The sequence below is a fragment of the Natrarchaeobius halalkaliphilus genome (assembly GCF_003841485.1).
Classification (GTDB): Archaea; Halobacteriota; Halobacteria; order Halobacteriales; family Natrialbaceae; genus Natrarchaeobius; species Natrarchaeobius halalkaliphilus.
In genome coordinates this window covers 405,320-427,390 of sequence record NZ_REFY01000002.1, presented here as the reverse complement: position 1 = coordinate 427,390, position 22,071 = coordinate 405,320, and the positions used below count along the sequence as shown (strand labels likewise).

The window sequence follows — 22,071 nt, the reverse complement described above, 5'->3', positions numbered from 1 at the left end:
GAAATAGGTATCCGAGTGGTCGCGCGAGACGAAAGTCCCCGAAGCGCCGCGTTCGGACACTCCCGTCGTTCCTGACTCCGATAGTGTGACGGTCTTCAGGGGTGCTCTCGAGCGAGTCGTTCGATCGTCCCCGAGAGAACGTCGACCGCGTGGCCGATGCTCGGCTCGTCCACGTCGAACGTCGACGTGTGATGACCGCCGGGATGATCGGTTCCGACGCCGACGTAACAGGCCGTGCCACCGTTTCGCTGGACTTCGCGCATCAGGAACGTCGCATCTTCGCTGCCGCCGAGCTGATCACGCTCGAGGACCGTCTTGACGCCCGGCGTCTCGGTCGCGACGGTTTCGACGATCGAGACCAGTTCCCCATCGCTCGTCGCGCTCGGTGCCTCCGCACCGACGTCGATCTCGAGATCGCAGTCGTGCATTTCGGCTGCACTTCGGAGGACGCGGCGGGCGTTCGCTCGTACGTACTCCAGTAGCTCGGTCGTCTCTCCGCGAACCTCGGCCACGATCCGTGACTCCTCGGGGATGATGTTCGCCGCGCTCCCGCCCTCGACGACGCCCGCGTTGATCCGCGTTTTTCCGTCGTTGTGACGCGGAATTCCGTAGAGATTCTGCACTGCGGTCGCCATGGCCTGGACGGCGTTTCTCCCCTGTTCGGGGTGGCCACCCGCGTGTGCGGGCTCGCCCGTAAAGGTCGCCTCGAGGTGACAGACCGCGAGAAAGCCGTCGATGCCCGCGACGATCTCCCCGGTCGGATGGTCGAGACCGATGTGAACCGCAAGCAGCGAGTCGACGTCCCGGATGTGCTCGCTTTTCGCCATCGACTTCCCGCCGCCGATGATCTCTTCGGCCGGCTGAAAGAACACCTTCAGCGTTCCCGAGAAGTCACTGTTAGCGATTCGCTCTATGACACCGATACCGATCGTCGCGTGGGCGTCGTGGCCGCAGGCGTGCATCGCGCCCTCGTGTTCTGAGCGAAAGCCCGCGGCCGCCGGGTGGTGATCCGGATCGTTCGATTCCTCGCGTGGCAACCCGTCGATGTCGACTCGAAGTCCGACGGTCGGACCCGGCCCGCACTCGAGAACGGCAACGGCTCCCGTGTACCCTCCCTCGAGTTGCTCGAGAATCGCCTCGTCGATCCCGGCGTCGCGAGCCTGTACATACCATCGGTCGAGTTCCGCATCGTCCGGAACTGCCATCCGCTGTTCGTCAGCGATCGCGTCCGCGCCGACGTGGAGTCCGTCGAGGTCGAAACGCGACTCGAGTTCGTCGACGATACGGGCCGTCGTATAGAATTCACGCCACGCGGGCTCCGGTCGCCGGTGGAGGTCCCGCCGAAGAGCGATGAGGTCGTCGGTGGTCATATTCGTGCGACGATGCGTGCTCTCGGTACGTAATGCCGTCGGCGGCCGCGTCGATCGTCCCGCCTCTTACAATCGATCAGTTCTCGCGGCCCGCACTGTGAATCTGCTCGACCTTTGCCTCGATATGAACCGAATCGGGAAAGTTCTGTGAGGCAATGTTCCGTGCGAGATTGTCGTGGCCGTGAATCTCGAGTTCTCTGGTAAAAACGGTGTAGGTCCAGGAGGAAAATCGCCGGTCGTCGTCGGCGTGGAGCCGACAGTGCTGGGGGACGGAGTACTTCCGGGGCGGGCGTGAGTGTGGCCCTTTCAGCGCAGCGCCCTTTCGCTCTGCGGTCGATTTGATGTCGTCGACGATACCGTCGAGTGCGGCTCTGTCCCCGCTCTGGAGTGTGAGGCGTGTGACGAACGTCATAGCTATGGTATCCAACCGTCCACGCCCGGCGCGTAAAAAGTTGCTGAGATCGGACGCCGCCTCTCCCTGGTACCGGGTGTTTCACGGGGAGCGGACCTAAATTTGTGACTGTCAAGATAGAATGCAGTATACGGACGACGAACAGTCCGATATTCACTTAACGTCGTAACTATTAGTGCTGTTAATGGCAGTTGAAGCTACGAGCGCAGGCGCGATCCTCTTTCGCGACACGCGGGGCCGGCGCGAGTATCTTCTACTCAAGAGTCGCCCGGGCGACTGGGAGTTCCCCAAGGGCGGCGTCGAAGGAGACGAAGAACTACAGCAGACGGCTATCCGCGAGATAAAAGAAGAGGCGGGCATCGACGAGTTTCGGCTCCTCGATGGCTTTCGTGAGGATTACAACTACGTGTTCGAGGCGAACGGAACGACCATCCACAAGACCGTTCATCTCTTCATCGCGAAGTCTTTCGAGGCGAGCGCGGAGCTCTCTCACGAACATCGCGACCTGCAGTGGCGCGATTACGAACAGGCAGTGAACACCGTCACACAGGACGGCCCTCGAGAAATCTTGGAGCAGGCACACGCGTTCCTCGACGATCGCGAGGAGGACGAAGAATAACGCGACGGCCGTTCCGTTAGCGTTGGTTGACGACGACGGTGTCCGCGACGAAGTCACCGACACGCTTGTTCTCGTCAGTGACGAGAATCAGGATGATACCGACGAGATATGCGGTCGGAAGACTGTCGACGATTATCAACAGGTTTCGCAGGACCGACGCGCCGATCGTACAGTCAGAACCGTCGGTCTTGACGACCACCAGTCCCAGAAGGTGCTTTCCGGGTGTGTACCCGTACATACCCTCGAGCAAGAAGACGTAGACGATCGAAACCGCGAACGCGACGAGCGACATCAGCATCACGCCGATGTCTCCCAGTACGAATCCGATTCCGATGAGGACTCCCGCGATGAGACCCATGATGATGCTGTCGAGGATGAACGCGAGAAATCGCTTCCCGATGACATCCCCGTTCGTTCCCATCTGCGGAGCAGGGTGTTTCTCCATGGTAGGCTGAATTTCATTCGATCGAGATAAATCTTGGTATCAACAGGAAGACAGATTCGACACAACCTAAAAGACAGGTTCGACATCACCACGAAGCGTTTAACCATCAGGTGTGAGACCGTTCTCTCGAGATGGATTCGGTGCTCTCCGACCTGGGTTCCTATCCGCGTCGTGGACGCGCTCTCGAGCGGACGGTCGTCGGCGGTGCGCTCGTTTTCGGTTCCGTGCTCGTGATTCCCGCACTCGTTTTGATCGGCTACTGCGTTCGCGTCGCGGAGACGACGCTTGCGGGTTCCGACGATCCACCGGAAATCGCTCCGGGAACGTGGCGTCCCCTCGCAGTCACTGGAACCGCAGCATCGGTGATCCTCCTCGTCTATCTCGTCGGTCCGCTCGCGCTTGGGACGATGCTCGGTCTGGTGGTCGGTGCGCTCGGGTACTACGGTCTCCTCGGACTCGCACCGGTCGTCGCGGATCACGACACGCTCGTCTGGGGAACGAGCGTCGTCGCGGCGCTCGTCGCGGCGCTTTTGGCACTCGCGTTCGTCGCTTTCACGCTCGTCGTCTACTATCACCTCCCGGCGGCGCTGGCACGGTACGCCGAAACTGGGTCGCTTCGCGCCGCGTTCGAGCGAAAACCGCTCGTGCGTATCGCCACCACCAGCGAGTACGCGCTCGGAATGGCAGCCCTACAGCTGGTTCCGCTGGTCGTTCCCATCGTCGCCGTCCTCTGTCTCGTTTCGATCGTCGGAATCGTCGTTCTGCCGGCGGTTCCGTTCGTCGCAGCGCTCGTGAGCAGTCGGCTGATCGCGGTCGCGGTCGCTCGCTCACGGAGCGCCGACGAACCGAGTAACGTTTCCGTTACCCGCTCGAGGGGGCGGGTGTGAGCCGGTACAGCGCCGAGTTCAACTTCGAACTCCGAACCTGTCGGTGGGCGGAACGCGAGTGGCCACCCGATTCCGACGACGACCGTTCCACCCTGGTCGCTCGCCAGCTCGGGACGAAACACCGCCGGTGGGACACGCTGGTCCTCGAGTGCGATCCCGTTGGTCTCCGTGAACGCGCGAACTTCGGCCCGAAGCGTCTCGACGGTGACCTCCTCCACGTCGTCAAAAACGCGCCGACGGAATGGGCGTACTACCGCGACGCGGTACCGCACCCCGGCTACCCGTGGCGGTACGTTCGCGAGGCGATCCATCGGGCCGACGACCGCGGTATCGTCGACGCACGACGCGCTGGAAACCGGATTCAGATCCGACGGAAGTGGTCCTATCCCGACTGGGTCGATCGGATCGTTGCGATCGAGAACAAACCCGACCTCGACGCGAGCGCTGCCCGTTCGCTCGAGGCACAACTCGAGTACGACGTTGCGATGGCGCTGTCCGATGAAACCTGGGTCGCCACCGAGCAAACCGGAGCGCCCGTCGAACCCGTTCTCCTCGAGGGACTCCCCACGGAAGTCGGCGTGATCGTACTCGATACGGAGACGCTTTCCGCCGACGTCGAGTGGTATCCTCGCTCGCTCGCGGTATCCGACCCCGGAACGCGAATCCTCGAGCGGCCGAGCGGCGGCGATCACGACGGTTCGGCTGCCAGATTCGATTCCATCAGTGCGGACGAAAAAGCCGAAATTCGGCTGGAAATAGCCGAACGGGCTTACGAACGCGGCTGGCGTTCGTTCGTCGACACCATGCGTCCCGACTGTCGGTTTTTCGGGTTACGTTCACACGCCGGGAATCAACTGGTTCCGTACTGCGATGCGATCGACGAGTGCCAGACTGCGACGGCGTGTTCCGGTTCGTGTCCCGAGTTCGAACCCGAACCACCCGCCTGGCGAATGCGGGGCTGGCCGATCGACGGCGGACCCGGAGCGCGCTGTCGACGGTTACTCGCGGACCGGCGCGAGCGGCGACGACCGGGACTCTGACGGTCCGCGGCGTTCGCTCGAGTGCGGGTCTCTCCCTTTCAATCCGAGACGCCGACCTCGAGATCGTCCCTCGAAACCGTTAGCCGGAACGTCGGGACGGTTCGATACTCGACTTCGACGACGTCCTTTCGTCGGAGACTCTGGAGACCCGACCGGACGTCCTCGGTGTCCGGGTCGACGTCGAATTCGTCCCTGAGCTTGTGCAACACCGAAACTACGCTTTCTGACTCTTCGTCGGGTGCAGCGAGGACCGCGACGATTCGGGACTGGAGTTCGGGAACGCGGATCCGCGACGGTGGTCCCTCTTCGTCCGGCCCGGTCTCGATTCCCGGCTCGACGTCGACGAGATCGGCCGCTTCCGACGTTGCACGGATCAGGCTGTTATCGTCGCGGAAGTAGTAGTCACCAAGTTCCCCCTCCAGATACTGGTGTACTTCGCTGCCGCTTTCCATTCCCCACCGGTCCTGGAGCTCGGCGTTTTTCGTCGGCTGTAGCTCCACCACGTCGGCCAGCCGTTCTCTGGCCTCCTCCGAGAGCGTCATTGTCCAACCGTATGCGTATCCGCTACTTTTGCGTTGCGCCCCGTCCCGCATACTGGTCTCGGAGTGGCGACCGTACTGGATCGGTGGATCGATCATCCCCCGCCGACGATCGGCAGGGCCGTCCTCGTCTCGAGCGTCTCTTCGATCTGCGTGTAGACGAGAATCGATCCGAACACGGCGAGTACCGTACCGAAGACGAACGGAACGTAAAATCCGTAGCCGATCAGTGCACCCGAGGAGAGTGGACCAACGGCGATACCGAACCCGAACGCCATCGTCAGCACCGACAGCTTCGAGCCCGATTCGCCCTCTCCGGCGAGGTCACCCGCCAACGCGAGCGACGGCGCGAACACCATCGCGCCCGCGATTCCCTGGAGTAATCTGGCGAGGAACATCGCCTCGGAACTCGGTACGAATCCCTGGACGAGCGTCGTCGGAATCAACAGGATCATCCCGCCGACGATGAACGGCCGGCGACCGAAGACGTCACAGGCGCGTCCGATCGGAGTCTGTAAGAGGATCTGTGCGATGATAAATGCCGCAAACTGAAGTCCGAACCAGGTCGATCCCTGCTCGAGTCGACCGTTGACCTGTGGCTGAATGGTCGCGAACAGCGCGATCGCGGCGGCCATCAACAGCGAGGCAACGCCCAACGTAAAGATCGGGTCGAGGACGTTCGGTCCGGTTCGGTCACGGATCGAAATAGAGAGATCCGCGCCGGCGTTCGCCTTCGTCGAATCGGGGTCCGAGATCAGAACGGTCACCATCGCGTAACTCAACAGCGCCGTGATCGCGGCGACGTAGAAGGCGGCATCGAATCCACTGATAATCGTCCCGCCCGGCAATCCGTAGGGACCGAGATTGACCACCGCACCGGCCGCGACCGGTCCGGCACCGAATCCGACCAGCCGGAACGTGTTGTAGACGCCCATGTTCCCGCCGCGGTCGTGCGTCGTCGCGAGTTCGTTCACCAGCGCGATCGACGCCGGAACGATGAACGCGACGCTGATCCCCTGGAGGCTGCGAATAAACACGAGCGAGAGATACGACTCCGCGAAGACGTACGCCAGGTTCGTCGCGGCGAGTCCACCCAGCCCGATCAGGATGAACGGCTTACGCCGGCCGATCCGATCCGAGAGACGGCCGGTAAACGGCTGAAAGCTGCTGTTGAGAAAGCCGAACAGCGAGAGGATGATCCCGATAATCATCGCCTCCTCGAGTCCCAGCGTCGTCCCGCCGACGACGTCACTCGCCACGTAGAGCGGAATCACGATGATCAGAAACGAATTACCCACCCCGTCGGCCATTCGTGCGAACGCGAGAGCGAGTACCCGTCGATCGACGACGAACTGCGCGACGATTCGACGAGCGAGTTCCCGCATCGGTGCGTATCTCGAGCATCCTGTGCGATTATAGTTTCGAATCGAAATGGTGTGTGGCGGTGACCGTCACGCAAACCCACAGAGAAGTACAAACGGTCGGATTCCGTTCGTTCGGACATGGACTCGGAGATCAAACTCAACGAGATTGAATCCGCTTTCGAGCGCCTCGAGTTCCCACTCACGGACGACGAAGTGGTTTCCGAATTCGACGGCATGACGCTGTTGCTCGCTGACGGCGAGCGAAATCTCGGGGAGCTCCTCGAGGCGAGTACGAGCGACAGATTCGATTCACCCGCGGATCTCGAAGCGGAGTTGCACAACGTCCTCCCGCGGGAAGCGGTTGGCGAGCCGTTTCAATCGGAAGGGGAGGGATAGCTCTCGAATCGGACCGTTCGGGACGGACCCGGGACGGCAAACGCGTCGTTTAAGTCGCTCGGTCGACGTAGCCCGGACAACGATGGAGTTCTGCGACGAATGCGGTTCGATGATGAAAGCGGAGGATGGTCTCTGGGAATGTGGCAGCTGTGGGTTTACGAAACCAACGGGCGACGCCGCCAAGTACACCGTCACGGAGGACCAGGAGATCGGCGAGGTGATCGAATCCTCCGAAGAAACCTCGCTCCCCGAAACCGACGCGCTGTGTCCGGAGTGTGGACACGACCGCGCCTACTGGTATATGCAACAGATCCGATCGGCCGACGAGTCCGAAACCCGGTTTTTCATCTGTTCGTCGTGTGAGTACAAGTGGCGCGAAGACGACAACTGACGGTCCACTCGACCACGCTGGCGTTACCGTCCGGCGGAAAGGCGACCTGATGATCGTCCGGCGTTCCCAGGTCGATCGCTATTCGGACAGCGGTGGCGTCGTCTCCGGCGGGCGGCGATGATCCGTCACGTGCTCGAACGCGGACGCCAACTCGAGTAGCGTGGGTTCGTCGAACGGCTTTCCAAGGATCTCGAGTCCCACCGGAAGCCCGTCGTTCGTAACGCCAGCCGGGACCGACACCGCGCTACACAGTGATTGAGAGGCGATGATCGTATTCGTCGCGAACGTCATCGTATCGTATTTTCCGTCGCGGATTTCGTTCTCCGTCGGGGGGAGTACCTGAACGTCGGGGTAGACGATGGCGTCCAGATCGTGTTTCGCAAACACGTTCAGGATCGCCTCCTGAAACCGCTGTTGAGCGTTTCGTCGCTTCCAGTACTCTACGTGGTCGGTGAGGTCGTCGGGACCGTCCTCGGCAAATCCCTCGAATAGGTCCAACAGATCGTGATACTGTCCGCGTTCGTACAGTTCGTCGACTCCTTCGACCGGCGTCTTTCGATCGGCCAGAAACCGGTCGAGATCCCGTTTCGATTGCAGAATGTACAACATCGTTTCCTCGAGATACTGGTTCAGCCGCGGGAGTTCGACCGGATCGACGAGCGTCGCGCCGCAGTTTCGAATCGCCGTCAGCGCGTCCTCGATAACCCGGTTGACCGGCGCAGCGTCGGGGTTTTCCTCGTCGCCGAACCCGTCCCGCAGAACGCCGATTCGCGCCCCGGTCATGCCGTCCGCACCGAGGTAATTCGTGTACGATTCAGCGTTCCATCGCAACTCGGTTCTACCGGTGAGTTCGTCGTGTTCGTCGTAGCCGACGAGGACGTCGAGCAGCCTGGCCGTATCACGGACCGTACGCGTCATCGGCCCGGCCGTATCCTGCTGGGAGACGAGGGGGCTCATCCCGGACCGGCTGATCAACCCCGGCGTCACGCGAAATCCGACCAGATTATCGAACGAGGCCGGAACACGGATCGAACCGCCACAGTCCGTCCCGATCCCGACCGCTCCGAGGTTCGCCGCGACAGCAGCGCCCGTTCCACTGCTCGAGCCGCCCGGATCGCGGTCGGGATCGTACGGGTTCTTCGTTCGTCCGGCAACCGAGGAGAACCCGAACCACGACGTCGCCCAGTCGGGCATGTTCGTCTTCGCGAGAATAATCGCTCCCGCATCACGCAGTCGGCGAGTGACGTCGGACTCCGTTTCGGGCGTGTACTCGTCGAACGCTTCGGAGCCGAACGTCGTCACCACGTCGGTCGTTTCGATGTGATCTTTCACGAGGACCGGAATACCGTGGAGCGGACCGACGAACGTTCCGGACTGGTCGAACGCCTCGTCGAGTTCCGATGCCCGGTCGGTCGCGTGATCGTTGACGGTGACGATCGAGTTGAGCACGGGACCGTCCCGGTCGTACGCGTCGATCCGCTCGAGATACCGCTCGACGAGCGTCTCGCTCGTAATCGTACCCGCCTCGAACGCTCGACGGATCTGATCGATCGTCGCTTCTTCTATGGTACACTCGTCGAGTGTCATGGCGTTGCTCTTTCGACATCCCGTTCAATCAATCATTTGGTCAGAGTAGAAGCCATATTCGAGGTTACTGTCCACAAAAACAGTCAGTAACGCTACAGAGAGGAACCCGTGGCACGTCCTCGTTCGGTTCCGCCTTCGAAAACGGAGCGTCGTACGGGGGCGTCCGAATCCGGACACGAGGGTTCGGACGGACTAGACGTTCCGAGCGATCGTTAGATAGCCCGTGTGGCCGACCGGCGCAGTCGACGGCCGCGAGCCCCGGTCGTCGAACTGCATCTCGCGCTGGATCGTCTCTCGAGTGCGGACGTTCGACAGTTCGACCTCGCGGGCGGCTTCGACGACCGCTCTGGTCGACTCGATAAACGGGCTGTAGACCGCAACGAATCCCCCCTCAACCAGGAGGTCGGGAGCGTGGGACACGATCGAGGCGGCGTCTCCCGTATCGAGCGTCAGCACGTCGAACGACGACGGCTCGAGCGTCTCGATTTCCTCGCGAACGTCGCCGGTGCGAACGTCGACGTCCTCCGTGACGCCGCCGAGTGCCATGTTAGTTCGTGCGACGTCAGCGAAGTCCGGGTCACGCTCGTAGGTCACGACCGACGCGCCGGCGCGAGCCATCGAGGCCGCGAGAACGCCCGTTCCAGTACCGGCATCGAGGACCCGGTCGCCTCGAGCGATCCCCGTCTCACCGATCACCAGTCCGATGTCGCGTGGGACCATCGGCGCGCCCGTCCGCTCGAAGTGATGAAAGAGGTCCGGACCGCGGAGCCGACGGACGGTGAACGCTTCCCCGAGGTGGGTCGGTATCGTGTCACCGGATTCGACGTCGTCGGGAACGTCGAGGACGCCGAGATCGGTCCCCATCTCCTCACCGGGTTCGATGAGGAACTCGCGATCGTCCCGGACCAGCAACACTGGAATACGCCCGCCGTCGTCACCGGGTTCGGTCTCGGCGTCGCCCGTCGGGTCGGTATCGTCTTCCACGAGCCTTACTCGAGGTTGCCGATCGCCGCGGCGAGGTCCCCCCCGGCGGCTTCCAGTGCGTCGCGGGCTTCGTCTTCACTGACGTTCGCTCGCTCGGCAACGAGCTCGACGTCGTCCTGGGGAATCCCAGCGCCAGCGTCGCCGTCGACCGCCGGCGTACCTCCGGCGCTTCCGGCCTCGACCTCTTCGGGCGATCCGATGATCTGGTACGTTTCCTGACCTCTCGCGTCCATCTTGGTCACTTCCGGATTATCGAAGACGAGGTCGTACTCGTCGGTCCGAATAACGACTTCCTGGGCGTCGATGTCGTCGACGTCGATCCCCATCTGTTTCATCATCTGTTCCATCTTGCGCGGGTTGAGTCCGCCTCCTCCTCCGAACATACCCGACATCTCGCCACCCGCGACCTTTTACTTTGTCGTTCCACCCGTCTGACGATCGCCGGCTTCGAGCGACGACCGAGAGCGCTCCGCCGAAACGGACGGAAGCCGATCCGGCTCATACGGACTGTTGTAAGTCGTTACCGGTGCAACCGCGACCGCCCTACGTTGCACCGCTAAATCGTTGCTACAGACCGTTATCAGTCGTCGGCCGGTTCCCCCTCTCGGACCGCAACCGCCATTCCCGTCTCGAAGTCCTCGATGGCCGTCCCGTCGAGTTCGGCTCGACCGACCGCGAGCAGTTCGCCACGTTCGTGGACGACCAGTACTTCGTCTCCCGGTCGAATCTCCGGGTCCGACTCGAGAACGAACTTCGCAAAGACGTTCTTTTCCTCGCGAACGAACGGCTCGCTTTCGTCGTCGACGACCACCCGGTAGGCGGGGTGAGAAAGCGCTCTCGAGAGTCGACGGCCGCCCTCGATCCCGAGGGTAAACCGGCCGTCGACGCCGAACGAGACGATCCGTCCATCCGCGCAGTGGACCTGCTGTGGACGACCGGAAGTCGTTCGTTTGATCGTAAGCGACTCCGTCGGAGAAAAGAGCGTAACACCCGCACCCGCTCCGAACTGATAGTCCGCGATCGTCCGAAGACTCGAAAGATCCGCCTCTCCATCGGCCGGCTCGTCTGACTCGCTCATCGAGGGTGTGTTCGTGCGACGAAGCGAAAGCCCTTCGATCGTGGAATTATTCAACGGATGAGAGCGAGTAGTATATACGATGTGGGTGCTATCCCTACTCGAGAATGGACATCACGCAGATCGGGCTCGGGCTCGGACTCCTCGCCGTCAGTAGTTTGACGCTCGTCGGCCCGTCGATGTTCGACACCGACGTCGTCACGATCGTGATGGGTGGAGCACTTCTCCTCGGTTCGGTCGCGGTCCTCGCGAGCGTCGCACGCGATGCTCGGCTCTCGTGAGGGACTGACCGCACCGATCGAATCGGTGGATCTACTATACTCGTTCTTTCGACGAGCGTTCGGTGAGGCGGCTGTTTTCCCATCAAACCGTCGTGGCGATCGCCTTCATAGGGGGTGTTGTACCGATTTACCGGTGAAACCACGATTCGTCTGTGGTTTCACCGGCAATGATTCACAACAGTCCCTATCAGAGCAAAAACGTCTCGTGGCGCTCACCGAGATCGAGAAACGTATCGGCCGCATCGACCAGTTCGTCGGCCGTCGAAGATTCGAAGGCCATCACCTCGACCCGGACTCCCTCGTGGCGAAGGTGTGAACACAGCCTCGAGAAGTCTCCGTCGCCGGTACACAGGACGACGGTGTCGACGTGGTTCGCGAGAGTCACAGCGTCGAGGCTCATACCGACGTCCCAGTCGGCCTTTTTCGTCCCGTCTGAAAATCGTTTGATATCCTTTATTTTGGCCTCGAAGCCGATATCCACCAGCGCGTCGAAGAAACTCTCTTCGTCGGGCGCTTCAGCCCGGATAACGTAGGCGATCGCGCGCGTGAGCTGTCGATCCTGGACGGCTTTCTCGAGCAGCGCGGAGTAATCGATATTCCGGCTATGAAGACTCTGTGCCGTATGATAGAGGTTTTGAGCGTCGACGAGGACGGCGACGCGCTGATCCGGATGAATTTCCGTCATGGGTTAGCCTCGTCGGGCAGCCCTAAAAATCGGCCGTTCCAGCCGTCGTTCGCCGTCCGTCAGGGCCGACCGTCGCTGTCGACGGACGTTCGTCGATATTTCAGACCACGATATCGAACGTGATCCGAACTCCGAACCGATCCGCGATTCCCTAATTTCGGAGCTTTTGGATGCGCTTTTCGGTCGGTGGATGAGTCGCGAACAGCTTCGCCAGCAAGCTCTTGTCCGCGTTGAAGATACAGAGCGCACTCACGCTGTCGTCGAGGCTCGACTCGCGCCCCTCCGAACCGCGAGAGATCTTCTCGAGGGCGCGTGCGAGCGGATCGCCGCTACCGATGTACTGGCGGGCGTCCTCGTCTGCGATGTACTCGCGGTACCGGGAGATCGCCAGTACGAACACCATCACGAGCATCTGTGCGATGTTCGAGATGACCAATCCGACGATGATACTGCCGAAGTTTCGGTCGTTGCCCATGATGTAGATCATGTAGGCGACCCAGCCGACCATCATTCCGATTGACTGGCCGATAACCATCGTGACGACGTCGCGGTTTTTGATGTGTGCGAGTTCGTGAGCGACGACGCCCTCGAGTTCGTCGCGCTCGAGGAGGCGAATCAGCTCGGTCGAGACGACGACGACGCCCTTACCCTTTCGGCCGGTCGCGAAGGCGTTCGGAACGCCCATCTCCATGACCATCAGTTCGGGTTTCTTGATACCCATATCTCTCGAGAGCGACTCGGTCATCTGGTGGATGTCCCGGTACTGGCCCTCCTCGGGCATCGACTCGGCCCGCCTCGTCGCGGACCACGTACCGATCTTGTACTGGATAACGGGCAACACGAGCAAGCCGAGCAACACGAGCGGCCACGCGCCGAAACCGAACATCGCGAGCGCGAATGCGCCGACGAACATGTAGAAGGCGAACAGGATCGATCCGACGATCGCCATTCGAACTTTCAATCCGAAGTCGGTCATAGCCGTCCCTACGTGCTGGCGGTGGTATAAATTACGCGAAATGTTGTGTCAACCGATGTGGCAATTCACCGTCGAATTCACGACGGCGCGTCGTGCGTGCTGAGGAAAGACGCAACTGATAAGTTAGTGGGTATACGATTTTCGCCCATGCGTTGTCTCGCTCACCGGGACGCCGAATCCGTCGTGAGCGACGCCTCCGTCCGTTTTTCGAAACGTAAACGTTCGTGAGTGTGCTCGAGGCGGGCGTAGCGTCCCCGTCCCGGGCACGTTTCGGCACGAATTAGTTCGATCGACGACTACCGACGAGATGATTGCGGATCGAGACACGACCGAACACCAACTCCATGAGCACACCACTCGACCTCACGGGCGTCTTCCCGGCGATGTGTACGCCCTTCGACGACGACGAACGAATCGACTTCGACACACTCCAGACCGATGCACAGCGACTCGAGACCGCGGGCGTCGACGGGCTCGTCCCCGTCGGCTCGACGGGCGAGTCAGCGACGCTCACCCACGACGAGCACGTCCGGGTCGTCGAGGCGGTCATCGAGGCCGTCGACGACGTTCCGGTCATCGCGGGCACCGGCTCGAACAACACTCGCGAGGCGCTCGAACTCTCCGAGCGCGCCGCCGACGCGGGCGCGGACGGATTGCTGTTGATCTCGCCGTACTACAACAAGCCCGAACAGCGCGGACTCGTCGATCACTTCCGGGCGATCGCTGACGCGGTCGATCTGCCACAGATCGTCTACAACGTTCCTTCGAGAACCGGTCGATCGATCGAACCCGACACCGCCGTTACGCTCGCAGAACACGAGAACATCGCGGGCTACAAGGCGGCGAGCGGCGACCTCGGACTGATCGGAGAGATCACGGAGCGAACCGCTGAAGCGGACTTCTCGGTGCTCTCGGGCGACGACGCGCTGACGGTGCCGATGATCTCCGTCGGCGCGACCGGAACGATCAGCGTCGCCGCGAACGTCGAACCGGAACGGACGTGTGCGATGGTCGGTGCGGCCATCGACGGCGACTACGAACGCGCACGAGGACTTCATCACGAACTGGGTCCGCTCTTCCGACAGCTCTTCGTCGAGACCAATCCGATTCCGGTCAAGGAGGCGATGGCGATCCGGGGCAACATGCCGGCACGACTGCGGCCGCCGCTCTCCCGTCTTTCCGACGAACACCGCGGCGACCTCGAGACGATCCTTGCGGATCTCGAGACGGAACGAACGTCGGTCGCTGACGCGTCCTCGGAGTCCGATCGATGACGGCTCGAGTCGGTGTGACGGGTGCGACTGGACGAATGGGCCGAGAAGTGATCGCCGCCGTAAACGATCGCGACGACTGTGAACTCGCCTTCGCGATCAACCGCAGTCCGGATGGTCAATCGGTCGGCGGGACCGAAATCGAGCCCGCGGCGGATTTCGAGACGCTTCTCGTCGATCGAGAGCCGACCGTCGTCGTCGATTTCACCGGCCCCGAATCGGCTCGCGAGTACGCGTCTCACTGTGCCGAGACGAACGTGGCGTTCGTCACGGGAACCACCGGCTTCGATGCGGACGATCTCGAGGTTCTCGCGGCGGCGAGCGATCGGGTTCCCGTTCTTCGAGCGCCGAACTTCGCACGCGGCGTCCAGGCGCTGCTCAACGTCGTCGGTGAGGCCGTTCGGAACCTTCCGGGGTACGACGTCGAACTCGTCGAAACCCACCACAACGGAAAACGCGACGCTCCGAGCGGGACCGCGAACCGGCTGCTTTCCGAGATAGAGGCGAACGGAGAGTTCGCTGAGCGAACGCACGGCCGCGAGGGCGATTCTCCCCGCGAAGCCGGAGAAATCGGCGTCCACGCGCTCCGTGCGGGCGATATCACGGGAGAACACGAGATCTTGCTCGCCGGCAACCACGAGGAAGTTCGACTGACCCACCGCGCAGAGGATCGCGGAGTGTTCGCTGCGGGTGCCGTCGACGCTGCCGTCTGGCTCGCCGAGCGCGACCCAGGCAGGTACGAGTTCGCTGACGTCATCTCGGAGTGACGGCCGAGGAACGCAGCGAAGAGAGAACGGGTGGTATTTTAGCCCTGCACTCGTCATCTCCGGACAGATATGAGTACGCTCGAGGCGGACGTACGGGAGTTGTGGGAGCGCAAACAGAACGATGCGGTCGACGCCCGATCTGCAGGGACTGACGAACTCGCGACGCTGGACGAGTTCGTCGCGGCACTGGAGGCGGGCGACGTTCGCGCGGCCGAGCCGGCCGACGGCACTTGGGAGGCAAATGAGTGGGTCAAACAGGGTATTTTGCTGAACTTCGGTCTGCGTGAAACCCGGCCTCGGGAGTACGGTGGCGTCACGTACAACGACGTTCTGCCGCTGGCCGATACGAGCGATTACGGCGATCGCGGCTCGCGAAACACGCCCGACGGAACCGTCGTCCGTCGGGGGGCTCACGTCGGCTCCGACTGCATCCTGATGAGCCCCGCGTTCGTCAACATCGGCGCACACATCGGTGACGGGACGCTCGTCGACTCCTGTGACACCGTGGGATCGTGCGCACAGATCGGTGAGAACGTCAAGCTCGGCGCGAACACGCTTATCGGCGGCGTCCTCGAGCCCGTCGAGGACGCACCGGTCATCGTCGAAGACGATGTCTCGCTCGGCGCTGGCTGTCGAGTGACGTCGGGGTTCGTCGTCGGTGAGAACAGCGTCGTCGGTGAGAATACACTGTTGACGCCGCGAATTCCGGTCTACGATCTCGTCGAGGAGGAGGTCATCTACGGCGAACTACCCGCCGATCGACGCGCGTTTACTAGATTTGTCGAATCTTCGATCAGCGACCACGAGCTCTTCGAAGGCGGCGCGTACAAACCGGCTGTCGTCGCGACGGACCTGGCGCAGGAAACGCTCGAGGCGACCGAGCGTGAGGACGCACTTCGCGAGTGACCGCGTCTCCAAAGCCAATGTCGGTGGCGAACAGTTATTGGACGATGAGCGTGGGAGAGCGAACAACGTCGATTGATGGAGGCCAATCGGACGACTGGCATCTCCCATCTGCCACTCTTCGGTTCGAGTTCGATGGCTGGGCGCTGAACTGGTCGTCTCGGCGGCGGAATCCAAAGTTTTGAATCCTCGGGACGACTCCGGAGACGTAATGTGTGATCTCGCGGATTCGCCGGCGGTTCGCCGGCTCACCGACTGGGACGCGTCGACGCTCGAGTCCCTCGCTGCGGAGTACGAGACGCCGCTTTACGTGATCGATCTCGATCGGGTCGCGGAGAACTACGCTCGGTTTTCGACCGCCTTTCCCGACGCCGAAGTCATGTACGCGGCGAAAGCACACACCGGGAAAGCGGTACTCGAGACGATCCTCGAGACCGGCGGCGACATCGAGTGTGCCGCCTGGGGCGAACTACAGCGATCGATCGACGCCGGTGCCGACCCGAACACGCTACAGTACACCGCGGTCAATCCACCGGACCACGACCTCGATTACGCGACCGACCTGGCCACGGACCACCCGGGGCTGACGATCACGATCGGCGCGATAGACACGCTCGAGCGACTCGCAGACCGGGGCTACGACGGTCGAATCGCGATCCGCGTCAATCCAGGTATCGGAACCGGCCATCACGAGAAGGTGGCGACGGGCGCCGACGCCAAGTTTGGAATTCCCTACGAGCGGGTTCCGGACGTCGCTGACCGGGTTCGCGACGGGTTCGATCTGGTCGGTCTTCACGCCCACGCGGGAAGCGGCGTTCTCACGGACGGCATCGAAGAGCACTGCCGGGCGATCGAGCGAGTCGGTGCGATGGCCCGACGCGTCGGTGACCTCGAGTTCGTCGACGTCGGTGGCGGTTTCGGCGTCCCCTATCGAGAGGACGAGAAACCGCTCGACCTCGAACGAACGGCGGAGATGGTTCGTGACGCCGTCGGTGAGATCGACGCGACGCTCAAACTCGAGCCGGGGCGATACGTCGTCGCTGACGCGGGGGTGATCCTCACCGAGGTCAACACGATCAAGGAGGCACCCGACACGACGGTCGTCGGCGTCGACGCCAGTCTCGCGACGATGATCCGTCCCGCGATGTTCGGCTCCTATCACCCCATGCTGAACGTAAGCGTGCCCGAGCGTGAGCCACACCCGGTCACCGTCGGCGGGCCGGTCTGTACCAGCGCCGACGTCTTCGCTCACGACCGACCGATCGCCCGTCCGGAACGCGAAGACGTCATCGCCATCGGTAACGCCGGCTCGTATGGCTACGAGCTGGCGAGTCAGTTCCACTCACAGCCTCGCCCCGGTGAGGTCGCACTCGAGGACGGCGGGCATCGGATCGTTCGCCGGCGCGAGACGCTCGATGACGTCACTCGCGTGGAACAGTGACGATGGGTTCGGACTTCGACCTCGTCGAATTCCACGCCGATGCGGTCGCGATCCCCTCTCACGAGGACGTCACGGAGATGCGAGATTTCCTCCTCGAAACGCTTTCTGACGCCGGTATGGCTCCCGAAGTCGACGAGTTCGGTAACGTACTCGCGAGTCGGGGACGGGGAGACGACGATGGTACACACGTCGTCCTGAACACCCACATCGACACCGTTCCGCCACACGTTTCGTACGACCGCGACGAGGGATCGGACGTCGTTCGCGGACGCGGTGCCTGTGATGCGAAGGGGCCCCTCGCGTCGCTGCTGGCTGCGTTTTTGCGAGTCGAGCCGTCGGACGGCCGACTCACGCTCGCGATCACGCCCGACGAGGAGACGCTGATGACCGGCGCTGCGGGACTCGCTGAACGGCTGTCGGCCGACGGCTACGTCGTCGGTGAACCGACCGGACTCGACGTCTGTGTCGGCGCTCGCGGCCAGTGTGAGGGTACGATCACGATCGAAGGCGAGGGCGGGCACGCCGCGAGCGTCCCCGCCGCGACGAACCCGGTGGCAGGTCTGGCAGCCGTCCTCGAGGCGCTCGAACGCTACGACGACGCATCGGGATCGGGGGACACGGACGTTCTCGGCGGACCGAAGCTGACTCCGACCGGTCTCGAGGGTGGCGGTGCACCGAACCGAGTTCCGGGCCGATGCCGACTCACGTTCGACCGTCGAACCGTTCCCCCCGAAACGAGCGAGAGCTTCCGACGGGATCTCCAGGCGTACCTCGAGGAACGCGTCGCCGGGGCGCGGACGATCTCGGTCGATCTGATCCGTCCCGATACGCCGTTCCCGAAGGCGTTCGTCACCGACGAGGACGACGAACTGGTTCGGACGCTTCGGGCTGCAAGCGGGGGCGACGTTCGACCGTTCGGTGCGGCCACCGAAGCGGGCTTTTTCGCCGCCACCGCCCCAACTGTCGTCTTCGGTCCGGGAGTTCTGGCCGACGAGGACGGGGCCGTGGCTCACGCAGAACGCGAGTACGTCGCCGTTTCAGCGCTCGAGGCTGCGGCCGAGGCGCTCGAGGACGCGCTCTCGACCCTCGTTACCAGTAGTTGAAAACACGCCGATTCTATTCAGCAACGCCTCCCGAGATTCAGTCGGCGTTTGAGGTGCTCCAACCGGCCCCAAGAACGTCGCCAAATACTTATCGGGTTTCTGGTGGCTCGGTCGGAAGCCGAAGGTCGTGTGGGTCGTCCTTAGTTGGCGCCGAGAGATCGAAGAAGGGATACAGCCGCGTTGCGTCCTCTCCGTCCAGAGTCTCCGTGAGGTGCTCGTTCGTTCCTTTCGACCAGTAGTAGTGTCGAAGCTGGACTTTTCCAAGTGCCTTTGCGAGCCGATGCTCAGGCGTTTCTGGTTGATCGTACCGATTTCGTTCCTCTGCCCAATTGTAGACTCGGTAGGCGTGTGATTTGATCGCCTCCCACAGCGGCGGTGTGATGTTGTTGGCTGGATTTCGGCTCAGAAGTGCCGTGTACGCCCACGGATCGTCCCGCGGGTCGTCTGGCAACTTCTTTTTGGCCTCGGTGTACCGGCTTGAAATCTCCGCCTTCTCTTGCCACCGCTCGTGGATTTTACCCTTCGGCTCGGGATCGCGGTCGGCGTCGTCGTCTTTCTCCTTTGCCACGGCCTTTCACCACCTACTCATCATCTCGCCACGACCCCCATACCTCACGGTACTTCCCGAGTTCGCGGTACTCCTTCTTCCGCTCGAAGGCGTCGATGGCGTAGATCACCTCGTTTTCCTTGTCCCAATCGATCAGCACGCGGAAGTCACCAACTCGAAGCTTGTAGCCGGGATGGTTCTTCAACCGGTCAAGAAAGTGGTTCGGGAAGTCGCCGATGTCCTCCAGCTTGTTGATGATCCGCTCGGCGTCATCGGTCTCGAACTGTTCCAGCGTTTCGACCAACGTCTCCGTCAGAACGACCTCGTGAGCCACCGTTCAGCCCTCAGTCGTCGATACCGAGGCGTTCGCGGGCCTCGTCCGTGGACATCGTCCGCCCCGCTGCAACATCCGTGTAGCCCTCCGAGACGCCCTCCTGTGCTCCGGGCGTCAGAATCGGCTCCGTGGTGTCGCGCAGCACCTCACGAATGAACTCCGAGCGGTTGGTGTACTCCAGTTCCTCCGCCAGTTCGTCGATCTCTTCGAGAAGCCGCTTCGGCACCTTCACATTCAACTTCACCATGTCCCCATCGCCGTTGTCGCCTGCGTCCGTGCTCATAATGCGTGGTACGCGGGTGGTACTCAAAGAACTGTCGCTCAGTCTTCGTCGCAAACCGCTTCCCGAAGTTCTTCGTACAGATCGCTCCTTTCCTCAAGCAGCTGTGAAAACCCCGCGGCGTGAACCCACGAGTGACATTTTGAGCACAGAGTAACGAGATTCTCCGCTTTGTCAGGGCCTCCTGCTGACCGTGGTATGAGGTGATGAACTTCGATGTCGGTGTCTTCGCCACACCTCTGACACTCGTGATTGTCGCGTTCGAGTGCTTCATCTCTCCCGTCCTCGCTGTGTGCCGACCAGTCTCCGTCGGCCCTTCGCCACTCTGCACTCTTGAGAGCAAAAGCGGGCACCATCTGCTTGAGTATCAGTGCGCTCGAACTCCTCTCCGCACCATTCGCACACGAATGTGAGCGTCTGAACCAGACTCTCGTCGTGCACTTGCGCATGGTGTTGTCGCATCGAAGCTTCGGAATCGAACCAGTCTTCGTTGCAAGATGGACACCCAGCGAACGGCGAGCCGAGCATCGATGCCGTCGCGCCGAGCAACTGGAGCGAGAGGCGAAGCGCGATCTCCGTGAGCGTGAGGAGAAGGTGCTGGAGCAACAGGAGGTGTATCGGCTTCAGACCATCGACCACGGTCAGGTCGTGAAGTACGAGGGTGACCGCCCGGTGGAGACGGCGAAGAATGCCGTTCGTCGGGTCGGCTCACACTCGCGCTACGGCTTCGGAGAACTCCGGGTGATACCCATCGAAAAGACTATCAAGAACTAGAAATATGGTGTGGATTAACTCGCTGAGTAACTCCGAGGAATGCCCGAAATCCCTCGTAAAATATGCACGCCGGTTGCTGAATAAAGAAATCGTATTTGCAACAACTGTTACTGGTCGATAAAAGCGCCGTTTCACCCTTTGATGTTACACACCGGGAACGTGCGCGCGACTTTGTCACCGATCCCGAGTTCGTCCGAGACGCGAACGACCTCGTCGACGTCCTTGTAGACGCCCGGCGCTTCTTCAGCGACCGTCGCGCCCGACTGCGCTTTGACGTAGATGTCTCGTTGGTCCTCGAGTTCGTCCCGAACGTCGCCGCCCCAGTACTCGTTTTTCGCCTGGGTCCGGCTCATCAGCCGGCCCGCACCGTGGGCAGTGGATCCGAAGGTGAGATCCATCGAGTTCTCGCCGCCGCGAAGAACGTAGCTTCCGGCACCCATGCTCCCGGGGATAATGACGGGTTGGCCGACGTCGCGGTAGGCCGTCGGAACGTCCGGATGGCCGGCGGGGAACGCTCGCGTCGCTCCCTTTCGATGCACGTAGAGTTCGCGCTGGTCGCCGTCGACGTCGTGCGTCTCTTTTTTCGCGATGTTGTGGGCGACGTCGTACAGAAGCTCCATTTCCATGTTCTGCCACGATCGATCGAAGACGCGCTCGAAGACCTGTCGGGTCCGATGCATGATGAGCTGGCGATTGACCCACGCGAAGTTGATCGCGGCGTTCATCGCCCCGTAGTAGTCCGTCTCGAGCTGTGAACCCGCTGGTGCCGCAGCCAGCTCTTTGTCGGGAAGCTGATTCAACAACCCCTGGTGTTGGCGTTCGATCTTCCGCAGGTAGTCGGTACACGTCTGGTGGCCAAGCCCGCGCGAGCCACAGTGGATCAAGATCACAATCTGATCTTCCTCGAGTCCGAATGCCTCGCCGACGTGCGCGTCGAAGACGTTCGTCACGCGCTGGACCTCGAGGAAGTGATTGCCCGAGCCGAGCGAGCCGATCTGGTTCTTCCCGCGATCCTTCGCTTTCTGGGTCACTTTGTCGGGATCCGCCTCCTCGCGCGTTCCCTCGTCTTCGCAGTGCAACAGGTCCTCTTCGACCGCGTAGCCGTGCTCGAGCGCCCAGTCGACGCCGCGAGCGAGGATCTCGTTCACCGTCTCGACGTCCGACTCGACGATTCCGCCGCCGCCCAGCCCCGACGGAACGTTGGCGAACAGGGAGTCGACGAGTTCCGCTTCGGTTCCGGCAACCTCGTCGTACGTCAGATTCGTCTTCATCATTCTGACGCCACAGTTAATATCATAGCCGACCGCGCCGGGCGAGATACAGCCGGTTTCGGCGTCCAGCGCGCCTACTCCGCCGACCGGGAACCCGTACCCCTGGTGACCGTCGGGCATACAGATGGCGTAGTTCGTGATCCCCGGCAAGTGAGTCGTGTTTCGAAGCTGTTCGAGCGTTTTGTCCTCCGAAATCTCCTCGAGAAGGGCCCGGCTGGCGAACACTCGCGCGGGAACTCGCATGTCGCCCGTCGCGGGGAGTTCCCAGACGTGTTCGCGTACTTGCTCGAGCGTGACGTCGCCGGCGTCGAACGTTCCGTTGCTCATGG

Annotated in this window: 27 protein-coding genes and 1 pseudogene; 12 read left to right on the top strand and 16 right to left on the bottom strand. The window is 61.9% G+C overall.

What is annotated here, in order from left to right:
• Positions 1-95: 95 nt before the first annotated feature.
• Positions 96-1,370, bottom strand: a complete 1,275-nt coding sequence (locus tag EA462_RS05715; RefSeq protein WP_124177601.1) for an amidohydrolase — start codon at positions 1,368-1,370, stop codon at positions 96-98.
• Positions 1,371-1,446: 76 nt separating this feature from the next.
• A complete protein-coding gene (locus EA462_RS05710; RefSeq protein WP_124177600.1) occupies positions 1,447-1,782 on the bottom strand; it encodes an uS10/mL48 family ribosomal protein in 336 nt (111 codons plus the stop codon).
• A gap of 184 nt (positions 1,783-1,966) precedes the next feature.
• Between EA462_RS05710 and EA462_RS05705 the strand changes: the two genes are divergently transcribed.
• Positions 1,967-2,401, top strand: a complete 435-nt coding sequence (locus EA462_RS05705; RefSeq protein WP_124177599.1) for a bis(5'-nucleosyl)-tetraphosphatase — start codon at positions 1,967-1,969, stop codon at positions 2,399-2,401.
• Positions 2,402-2,417: 16 nt separating this feature from the next.
• On the opposite strand, the gene EA462_RS05700 is transcribed toward EA462_RS05705, so the two are convergent.
• Positions 2,418-2,846: an RDD family protein gene (locus EA462_RS05700; protein ID WP_124177598.1), complete on the bottom strand. Its 429-nt coding sequence runs from the start codon at positions 2,844-2,846 to the stop codon at positions 2,418-2,420.
• Positions 2,847-2,977: 131 nt separating this feature from the next.
• Between EA462_RS05700 and EA462_RS05695 the strand changes: the two genes are divergently transcribed.
• Together EA462_RS05695 and EA462_RS05690 are read left to right on the top strand one after the other, a co-directional pair.
• A complete protein-coding gene (locus tag EA462_RS05695) occupies positions 2,978-3,733 on the top strand; it encodes a DUF4013 domain-containing protein (protein ID WP_124177597.1) in 756 nt (251 codons plus the stop codon).
• The gene (locus tag EA462_RS05690) at positions 3,730-4,773 is read left to right on the top strand and encodes a DUF5787 family protein (protein WP_124177596.1); all 1,044 of its coding nucleotides are present in this window, start codon (positions 3,730-3,732) and stop codon (positions 4,771-4,773) included. The genes EA462_RS05695 and EA462_RS05690 overlap by 4 nt, the downstream gene beginning before the upstream one ends.
• A 38-nt stretch (positions 4,774-4,811) precedes the next feature.
• On the opposite strand, the gene EA462_RS05685 is transcribed toward EA462_RS05690, so the two are convergent.
• Together EA462_RS05685 and EA462_RS05680 are read right to left on the bottom strand one after the other, a co-directional pair.
• Complete coding sequence (locus EA462_RS05685; RefSeq protein WP_124177595.1) at positions 4,812-5,315, bottom strand: DUF5797 family protein; 504 nt, start codon at positions 5,313-5,315, stop codon at positions 4,812-4,814.
• A gap of 92 nt (positions 5,316-5,407) precedes the next feature.
• The gene (locus EA462_RS05680; RefSeq protein ID WP_124177594.1) at positions 5,408-6,697 is read right to left on the bottom strand and encodes an MFS transporter; all 1,290 of its coding nucleotides are present in this window, start codon (positions 6,695-6,697) and stop codon (positions 5,408-5,410) included.
• Between the two features lie 117 nt (positions 6,698-6,814).
• Between EA462_RS05680 and EA462_RS05675 the strand changes: the two genes are divergently transcribed.
• Complete coding sequence (locus EA462_RS05675) at positions 6,815-7,072, top strand: DUF5789 family protein (RefSeq protein ID WP_124177593.1); 258 nt, start codon at positions 6,815-6,817, stop codon at positions 7,070-7,072.
• Positions 7,038-7,463 carry a transcription factor S gene (locus tag EA462_RS05670; RefSeq protein ID WP_243641368.1) on the top strand — a complete coding sequence of 142 codons (426 nt, stop codon included), beginning with the start codon at positions 7,038-7,040 and terminating at the stop codon, positions 7,461-7,463. The genes EA462_RS05675 and EA462_RS05670 overlap by 35 nt, the downstream gene beginning before the upstream one ends.
• 78 nt (positions 7,464-7,541) lie before the next feature.
• On the opposite strand, the gene EA462_RS05665 is transcribed toward EA462_RS05670, so the two are convergent.
• The 4 genes from EA462_RS05665 to EA462_RS05650 all read right to left on the bottom strand — a co-directional run bounded on the left by EA462_RS05665 (position 7,542) and on the right by EA462_RS05650 (position 11,112).
• Complete coding sequence (locus EA462_RS05665; RefSeq protein ID WP_243641367.1) at positions 7,542-9,050, bottom strand: amidase; 1,509 nt, start codon at positions 9,048-9,050, stop codon at positions 7,542-7,544.
• Between the two features lie 192 nt (positions 9,051-9,242).
• A complete protein-coding gene (locus EA462_RS05660; RefSeq protein ID WP_124177592.1) occupies positions 9,243-10,034 on the bottom strand; it encodes a methyltransferase domain-containing protein in 792 nt (263 codons plus the stop codon).
• Between the two features lie 5 nt (positions 10,035-10,039).
• Positions 10,040-10,417 (bottom strand): nascent polypeptide-associated complex protein, encoded by a 378-nt coding sequence (locus EA462_RS05655; protein ID WP_124177591.1) that lies wholly within the window; start codon positions 10,415-10,417, stop codon positions 10,040-10,042.
• 197 nt (positions 10,418-10,614) lie between these two features.
• A complete protein-coding gene (locus EA462_RS05650; protein ID WP_124177590.1) occupies positions 10,615-11,112 on the bottom strand; it encodes a PUA domain-containing protein in 498 nt (165 codons plus the stop codon).
• A 104-nt stretch (positions 11,113-11,216) separates the two neighbouring features.
• On the opposite strand from EA462_RS05650, the gene EA462_RS17225 reads away from it, so the two are divergent.
• Positions 11,217-11,390, top strand: coding sequence for a hypothetical protein (locus tag EA462_RS17225; RefSeq protein ID WP_165872022.1), 174 nt, complete (start codon positions 11,217-11,219; stop codon positions 11,388-11,390).
• A gap of 187 nt (positions 11,391-11,577) precedes the next feature.
• On the opposite strand, the gene EA462_RS05645 is transcribed toward EA462_RS17225, so the two are convergent.
• Together EA462_RS05645 and EA462_RS05640 are read right to left on the bottom strand one after the other, a co-directional pair.
• Entirely contained in the window at positions 11,578-12,075 is a 498-nt protein-coding gene (locus EA462_RS05645; RefSeq protein WP_124177589.1) for a LabA-like NYN domain-containing protein, read from the bottom strand.
• Between the two features lie 151 nt (positions 12,076-12,226).
• Positions 12,227-13,051 (bottom strand): M48 family metallopeptidase, encoded by an 825-nt coding sequence (locus EA462_RS05640; RefSeq protein WP_124177588.1) that lies wholly within the window; start codon positions 13,049-13,051, stop codon positions 12,227-12,229.
• Between the two features lie 344 nt (positions 13,052-13,395).
• Here EA462_RS05640 and dapA point away from each other — a divergent pair, with 344 nt between their 5' ends.
• The 5 genes from dapA (at position 13,396) to EA462_RS05615 (ending at position 18,536) form a co-directional block, all read left to right on the top strand.
• On the top strand, positions 13,396-14,325 hold the full coding sequence (gene dapA, locus EA462_RS05635) for a 4-hydroxy-tetrahydrodipicolinate synthase (protein ID WP_124177587.1): 930 nt from the start codon (positions 13,396-13,398) through the stop codon (positions 14,323-14,325).
• Positions 14,322-15,089, top strand: coding sequence for a 4-hydroxy-tetrahydrodipicolinate reductase (gene dapB / locus EA462_RS05630; RefSeq protein WP_124177586.1), 768 nt, complete (start codon positions 14,322-14,324; stop codon positions 15,087-15,089). The genes dapA and dapB overlap by 4 nt, the downstream gene beginning before the upstream one ends.
• A gap of 69 nt (positions 15,090-15,158) precedes the next feature.
• On the top strand, positions 15,159-15,995 hold the full coding sequence (locus tag EA462_RS05625; protein WP_124177585.1) for a 2,3,4,5-tetrahydropyridine-2,6-dicarboxylate N-succinyltransferase: 837 nt from the start codon (positions 15,159-15,161) through the stop codon (positions 15,993-15,995).
• A gap of 208 nt (positions 15,996-16,203) precedes the next feature.
• Entirely contained in the window at positions 16,204-17,433 is a 1,230-nt protein-coding gene (gene lysA / locus EA462_RS05620; RefSeq protein WP_124177584.1) for a diaminopimelate decarboxylase, read from the top strand.
• Positions 17,434-17,435: 2 nt separating this feature from the next.
• On the top strand, positions 17,436-18,536 hold the full coding sequence (locus EA462_RS05615) for a M20 family metallopeptidase (RefSeq protein WP_124177583.1): 1,101 nt from the start codon (positions 17,436-17,438) through the stop codon (positions 18,534-18,536).
• Between the two features lie 88 nt (positions 18,537-18,624).
• Here the strand turns inward: EA462_RS05615 and EA462_RS05610 are convergent, their stop codons facing one another.
• Genes EA462_RS05610 through EA462_RS17870 form a run of 4 tightly spaced genes read right to left on the bottom strand, consistent with a single transcriptional unit; the run spans position 18,625 to position 20,053 of the window.
• Entirely contained in the window at positions 18,625-19,104 is a 480-nt protein-coding gene (locus tag EA462_RS05610; RefSeq protein WP_243641366.1) for a hypothetical protein, read from the bottom strand.
• Between the two features lie 13 nt (positions 19,105-19,117).
• Positions 19,118-19,417, bottom strand: a complete 300-nt coding sequence (locus EA462_RS05605) for a type II toxin-antitoxin system RelE family toxin (RefSeq protein ID WP_124177582.1) — start codon at positions 19,415-19,417, stop codon at positions 19,118-19,120.
• 10 nt (positions 19,418-19,427) lie between these two features.
• Positions 19,428-19,700 carry a ribbon-helix-helix domain-containing protein gene (locus tag EA462_RS05600; RefSeq protein WP_124177581.1) on the bottom strand — a complete coding sequence of 91 codons (273 nt, stop codon included), beginning with the start codon at positions 19,698-19,700 and terminating at the stop codon, positions 19,428-19,430.
• 38 nt (positions 19,701-19,738) lie between these two features.
• Entirely contained in the window at positions 19,739-20,053 is a 315-nt protein-coding gene (locus tag EA462_RS17870) for an HNH endonuclease (RefSeq protein WP_394341817.1), read from the bottom strand.
• A 211-nt stretch (positions 20,054-20,264) separates the two neighbouring features.
• On the opposite strand from EA462_RS17870, the pseudogene EA462_RS05590 reads away from it, so the two are divergent.
• Positions 20,265-20,471 (top strand): annotated as a pseudogene (locus EA462_RS05590) (hypothetical protein); the annotation flags it as partial.
• Between the two features lie 131 nt (positions 20,472-20,602).
• Here EA462_RS05590 and EA462_RS05585 read toward each other — a convergent pair.
• Positions 20,603-22,069, bottom strand: a complete 1,467-nt coding sequence (locus tag EA462_RS05585) for an RtcB family protein (protein ID WP_124177579.1) — start codon at positions 22,067-22,069, stop codon at positions 20,603-20,605.
• Positions 22,070-22,071 lie beyond the last annotated feature (2 nt).

Excerpts from the sequence above, each read along its gene's own strand:
- EA462_RS05715 (WP_124177601.1), bottom strand. The coding sequence starts at position 1,370 with ATGACCACCGACGACCTCATCGCTCTTCGGCGGGACCTCCACCGGCGA.
- EA462_RS05710 (WP_124177600.1), bottom strand. The coding sequence starts at position 1,782 with ATGACGTTCGTCACACGCCTCACACTCCAGAGCGGGGACAGAGCCGCA.
- EA462_RS05705 (WP_124177599.1), top strand. The coding sequence starts at position 1,967 with ATGGCAGTTGAAGCTACGAGCGCAGGCGCGATCCTCTTTCGCGACACG.
- EA462_RS05700 (WP_124177598.1), bottom strand. The coding sequence starts at position 2,846 with ATGGAGAAACACCCTGCTCCGCAGATGGGAACGAACGGGGATGTCATC.
- EA462_RS05695 (WP_124177597.1), top strand. The coding sequence starts at position 2,978 with ATGGATTCGGTGCTCTCCGACCTGGGTTCCTATCCGCGTCGTGGACGC.
- EA462_RS05685 (WP_124177595.1), bottom strand. The coding sequence starts at position 5,315 with ATGACGCTCTCGGAGGAGGCCAGAGAACGGCTGGCCGACGTGGTGGAG.
- EA462_RS05680 (WP_124177594.1), bottom strand. The coding sequence starts at position 6,697 with ATGCGGGAACTCGCTCGTCGAATCGTCGCGCAGTTCGTCGTCGATCGA.
- EA462_RS05675 (WP_124177593.1), top strand. The coding sequence starts at position 6,815 with ATGGACTCGGAGATCAAACTCAACGAGATTGAATCCGCTTTCGAGCGC.
- EA462_RS05665 (WP_243641367.1), bottom strand. The coding sequence starts at position 9,050 with ATGACACTCGACGAGTGTACCATAGAAGAAGCGACGATCGATCAGATC.
- EA462_RS05655 (WP_124177591.1), bottom strand. The coding sequence starts at position 10,417 with ATGTTCGGAGGAGGAGGCGGACTCAACCCGCGCAAGATGGAACAGATG.
- EA462_RS05650 (WP_124177590.1), bottom strand. The coding sequence starts at position 11,112 with ATGAGCGAGTCAGACGAGCCGGCCGATGGAGAGGCGGATCTTTCGAGT.
- EA462_RS17225 (WP_165872022.1), top strand. The coding sequence starts at position 11,217 with ATGGACATCACGCAGATCGGGCTCGGGCTCGGACTCCTCGCCGTCAGT.
- EA462_RS05645 (WP_124177589.1), bottom strand. The coding sequence starts at position 12,075 with ATGACGGAAATTCATCCGGATCAGCGCGTCGCCGTCCTCGTCGACGCT.
- EA462_RS05640 (WP_124177588.1), bottom strand. The coding sequence starts at position 13,051 with ATGACCGACTTCGGATTGAAAGTTCGAATGGCGATCGTCGGATCGATC.
- dapA (WP_124177587.1), top strand. The coding sequence starts at position 13,396 with ATGAGCACACCACTCGACCTCACGGGCGTCTTCCCGGCGATGTGTACG.
- dapB (WP_124177586.1), top strand. The coding sequence starts at position 14,322 with ATGACGGCTCGAGTCGGTGTGACGGGTGCGACTGGACGAATGGGCCGA.
- EA462_RS05625 (WP_124177585.1), top strand. The coding sequence starts at position 15,159 with ATGAGTACGCTCGAGGCGGACGTACGGGAGTTGTGGGAGCGCAAACAG.
- lysA (WP_124177584.1), top strand. The coding sequence starts at position 16,204 with ATGTGTGATCTCGCGGATTCGCCGGCGGTTCGCCGGCTCACCGACTGG.
- EA462_RS05615 (WP_124177583.1), top strand. The coding sequence starts at position 17,436 with ATGGGTTCGGACTTCGACCTCGTCGAATTCCACGCCGATGCGGTCGCG.
- EA462_RS05600 (WP_124177581.1), bottom strand. The coding sequence starts at position 19,700 with ATGAGCACGGACGCAGGCGACAACGGCGATGGGGACATGGTGAAGTTG.
- EA462_RS17870 (WP_394341817.1), bottom strand. The coding sequence starts at position 20,053 with ATGGTGCCCGCTTTTGCTCTCAAGAGTGCAGAGTGGCGAAGGGCCGAC.
- EA462_RS05585 (WP_124177579.1), bottom strand. The coding sequence starts at position 22,069 with ATGAGCAACGGAACGTTCGACGCCGGCGACGTCACGCTCGAGCAAGTA.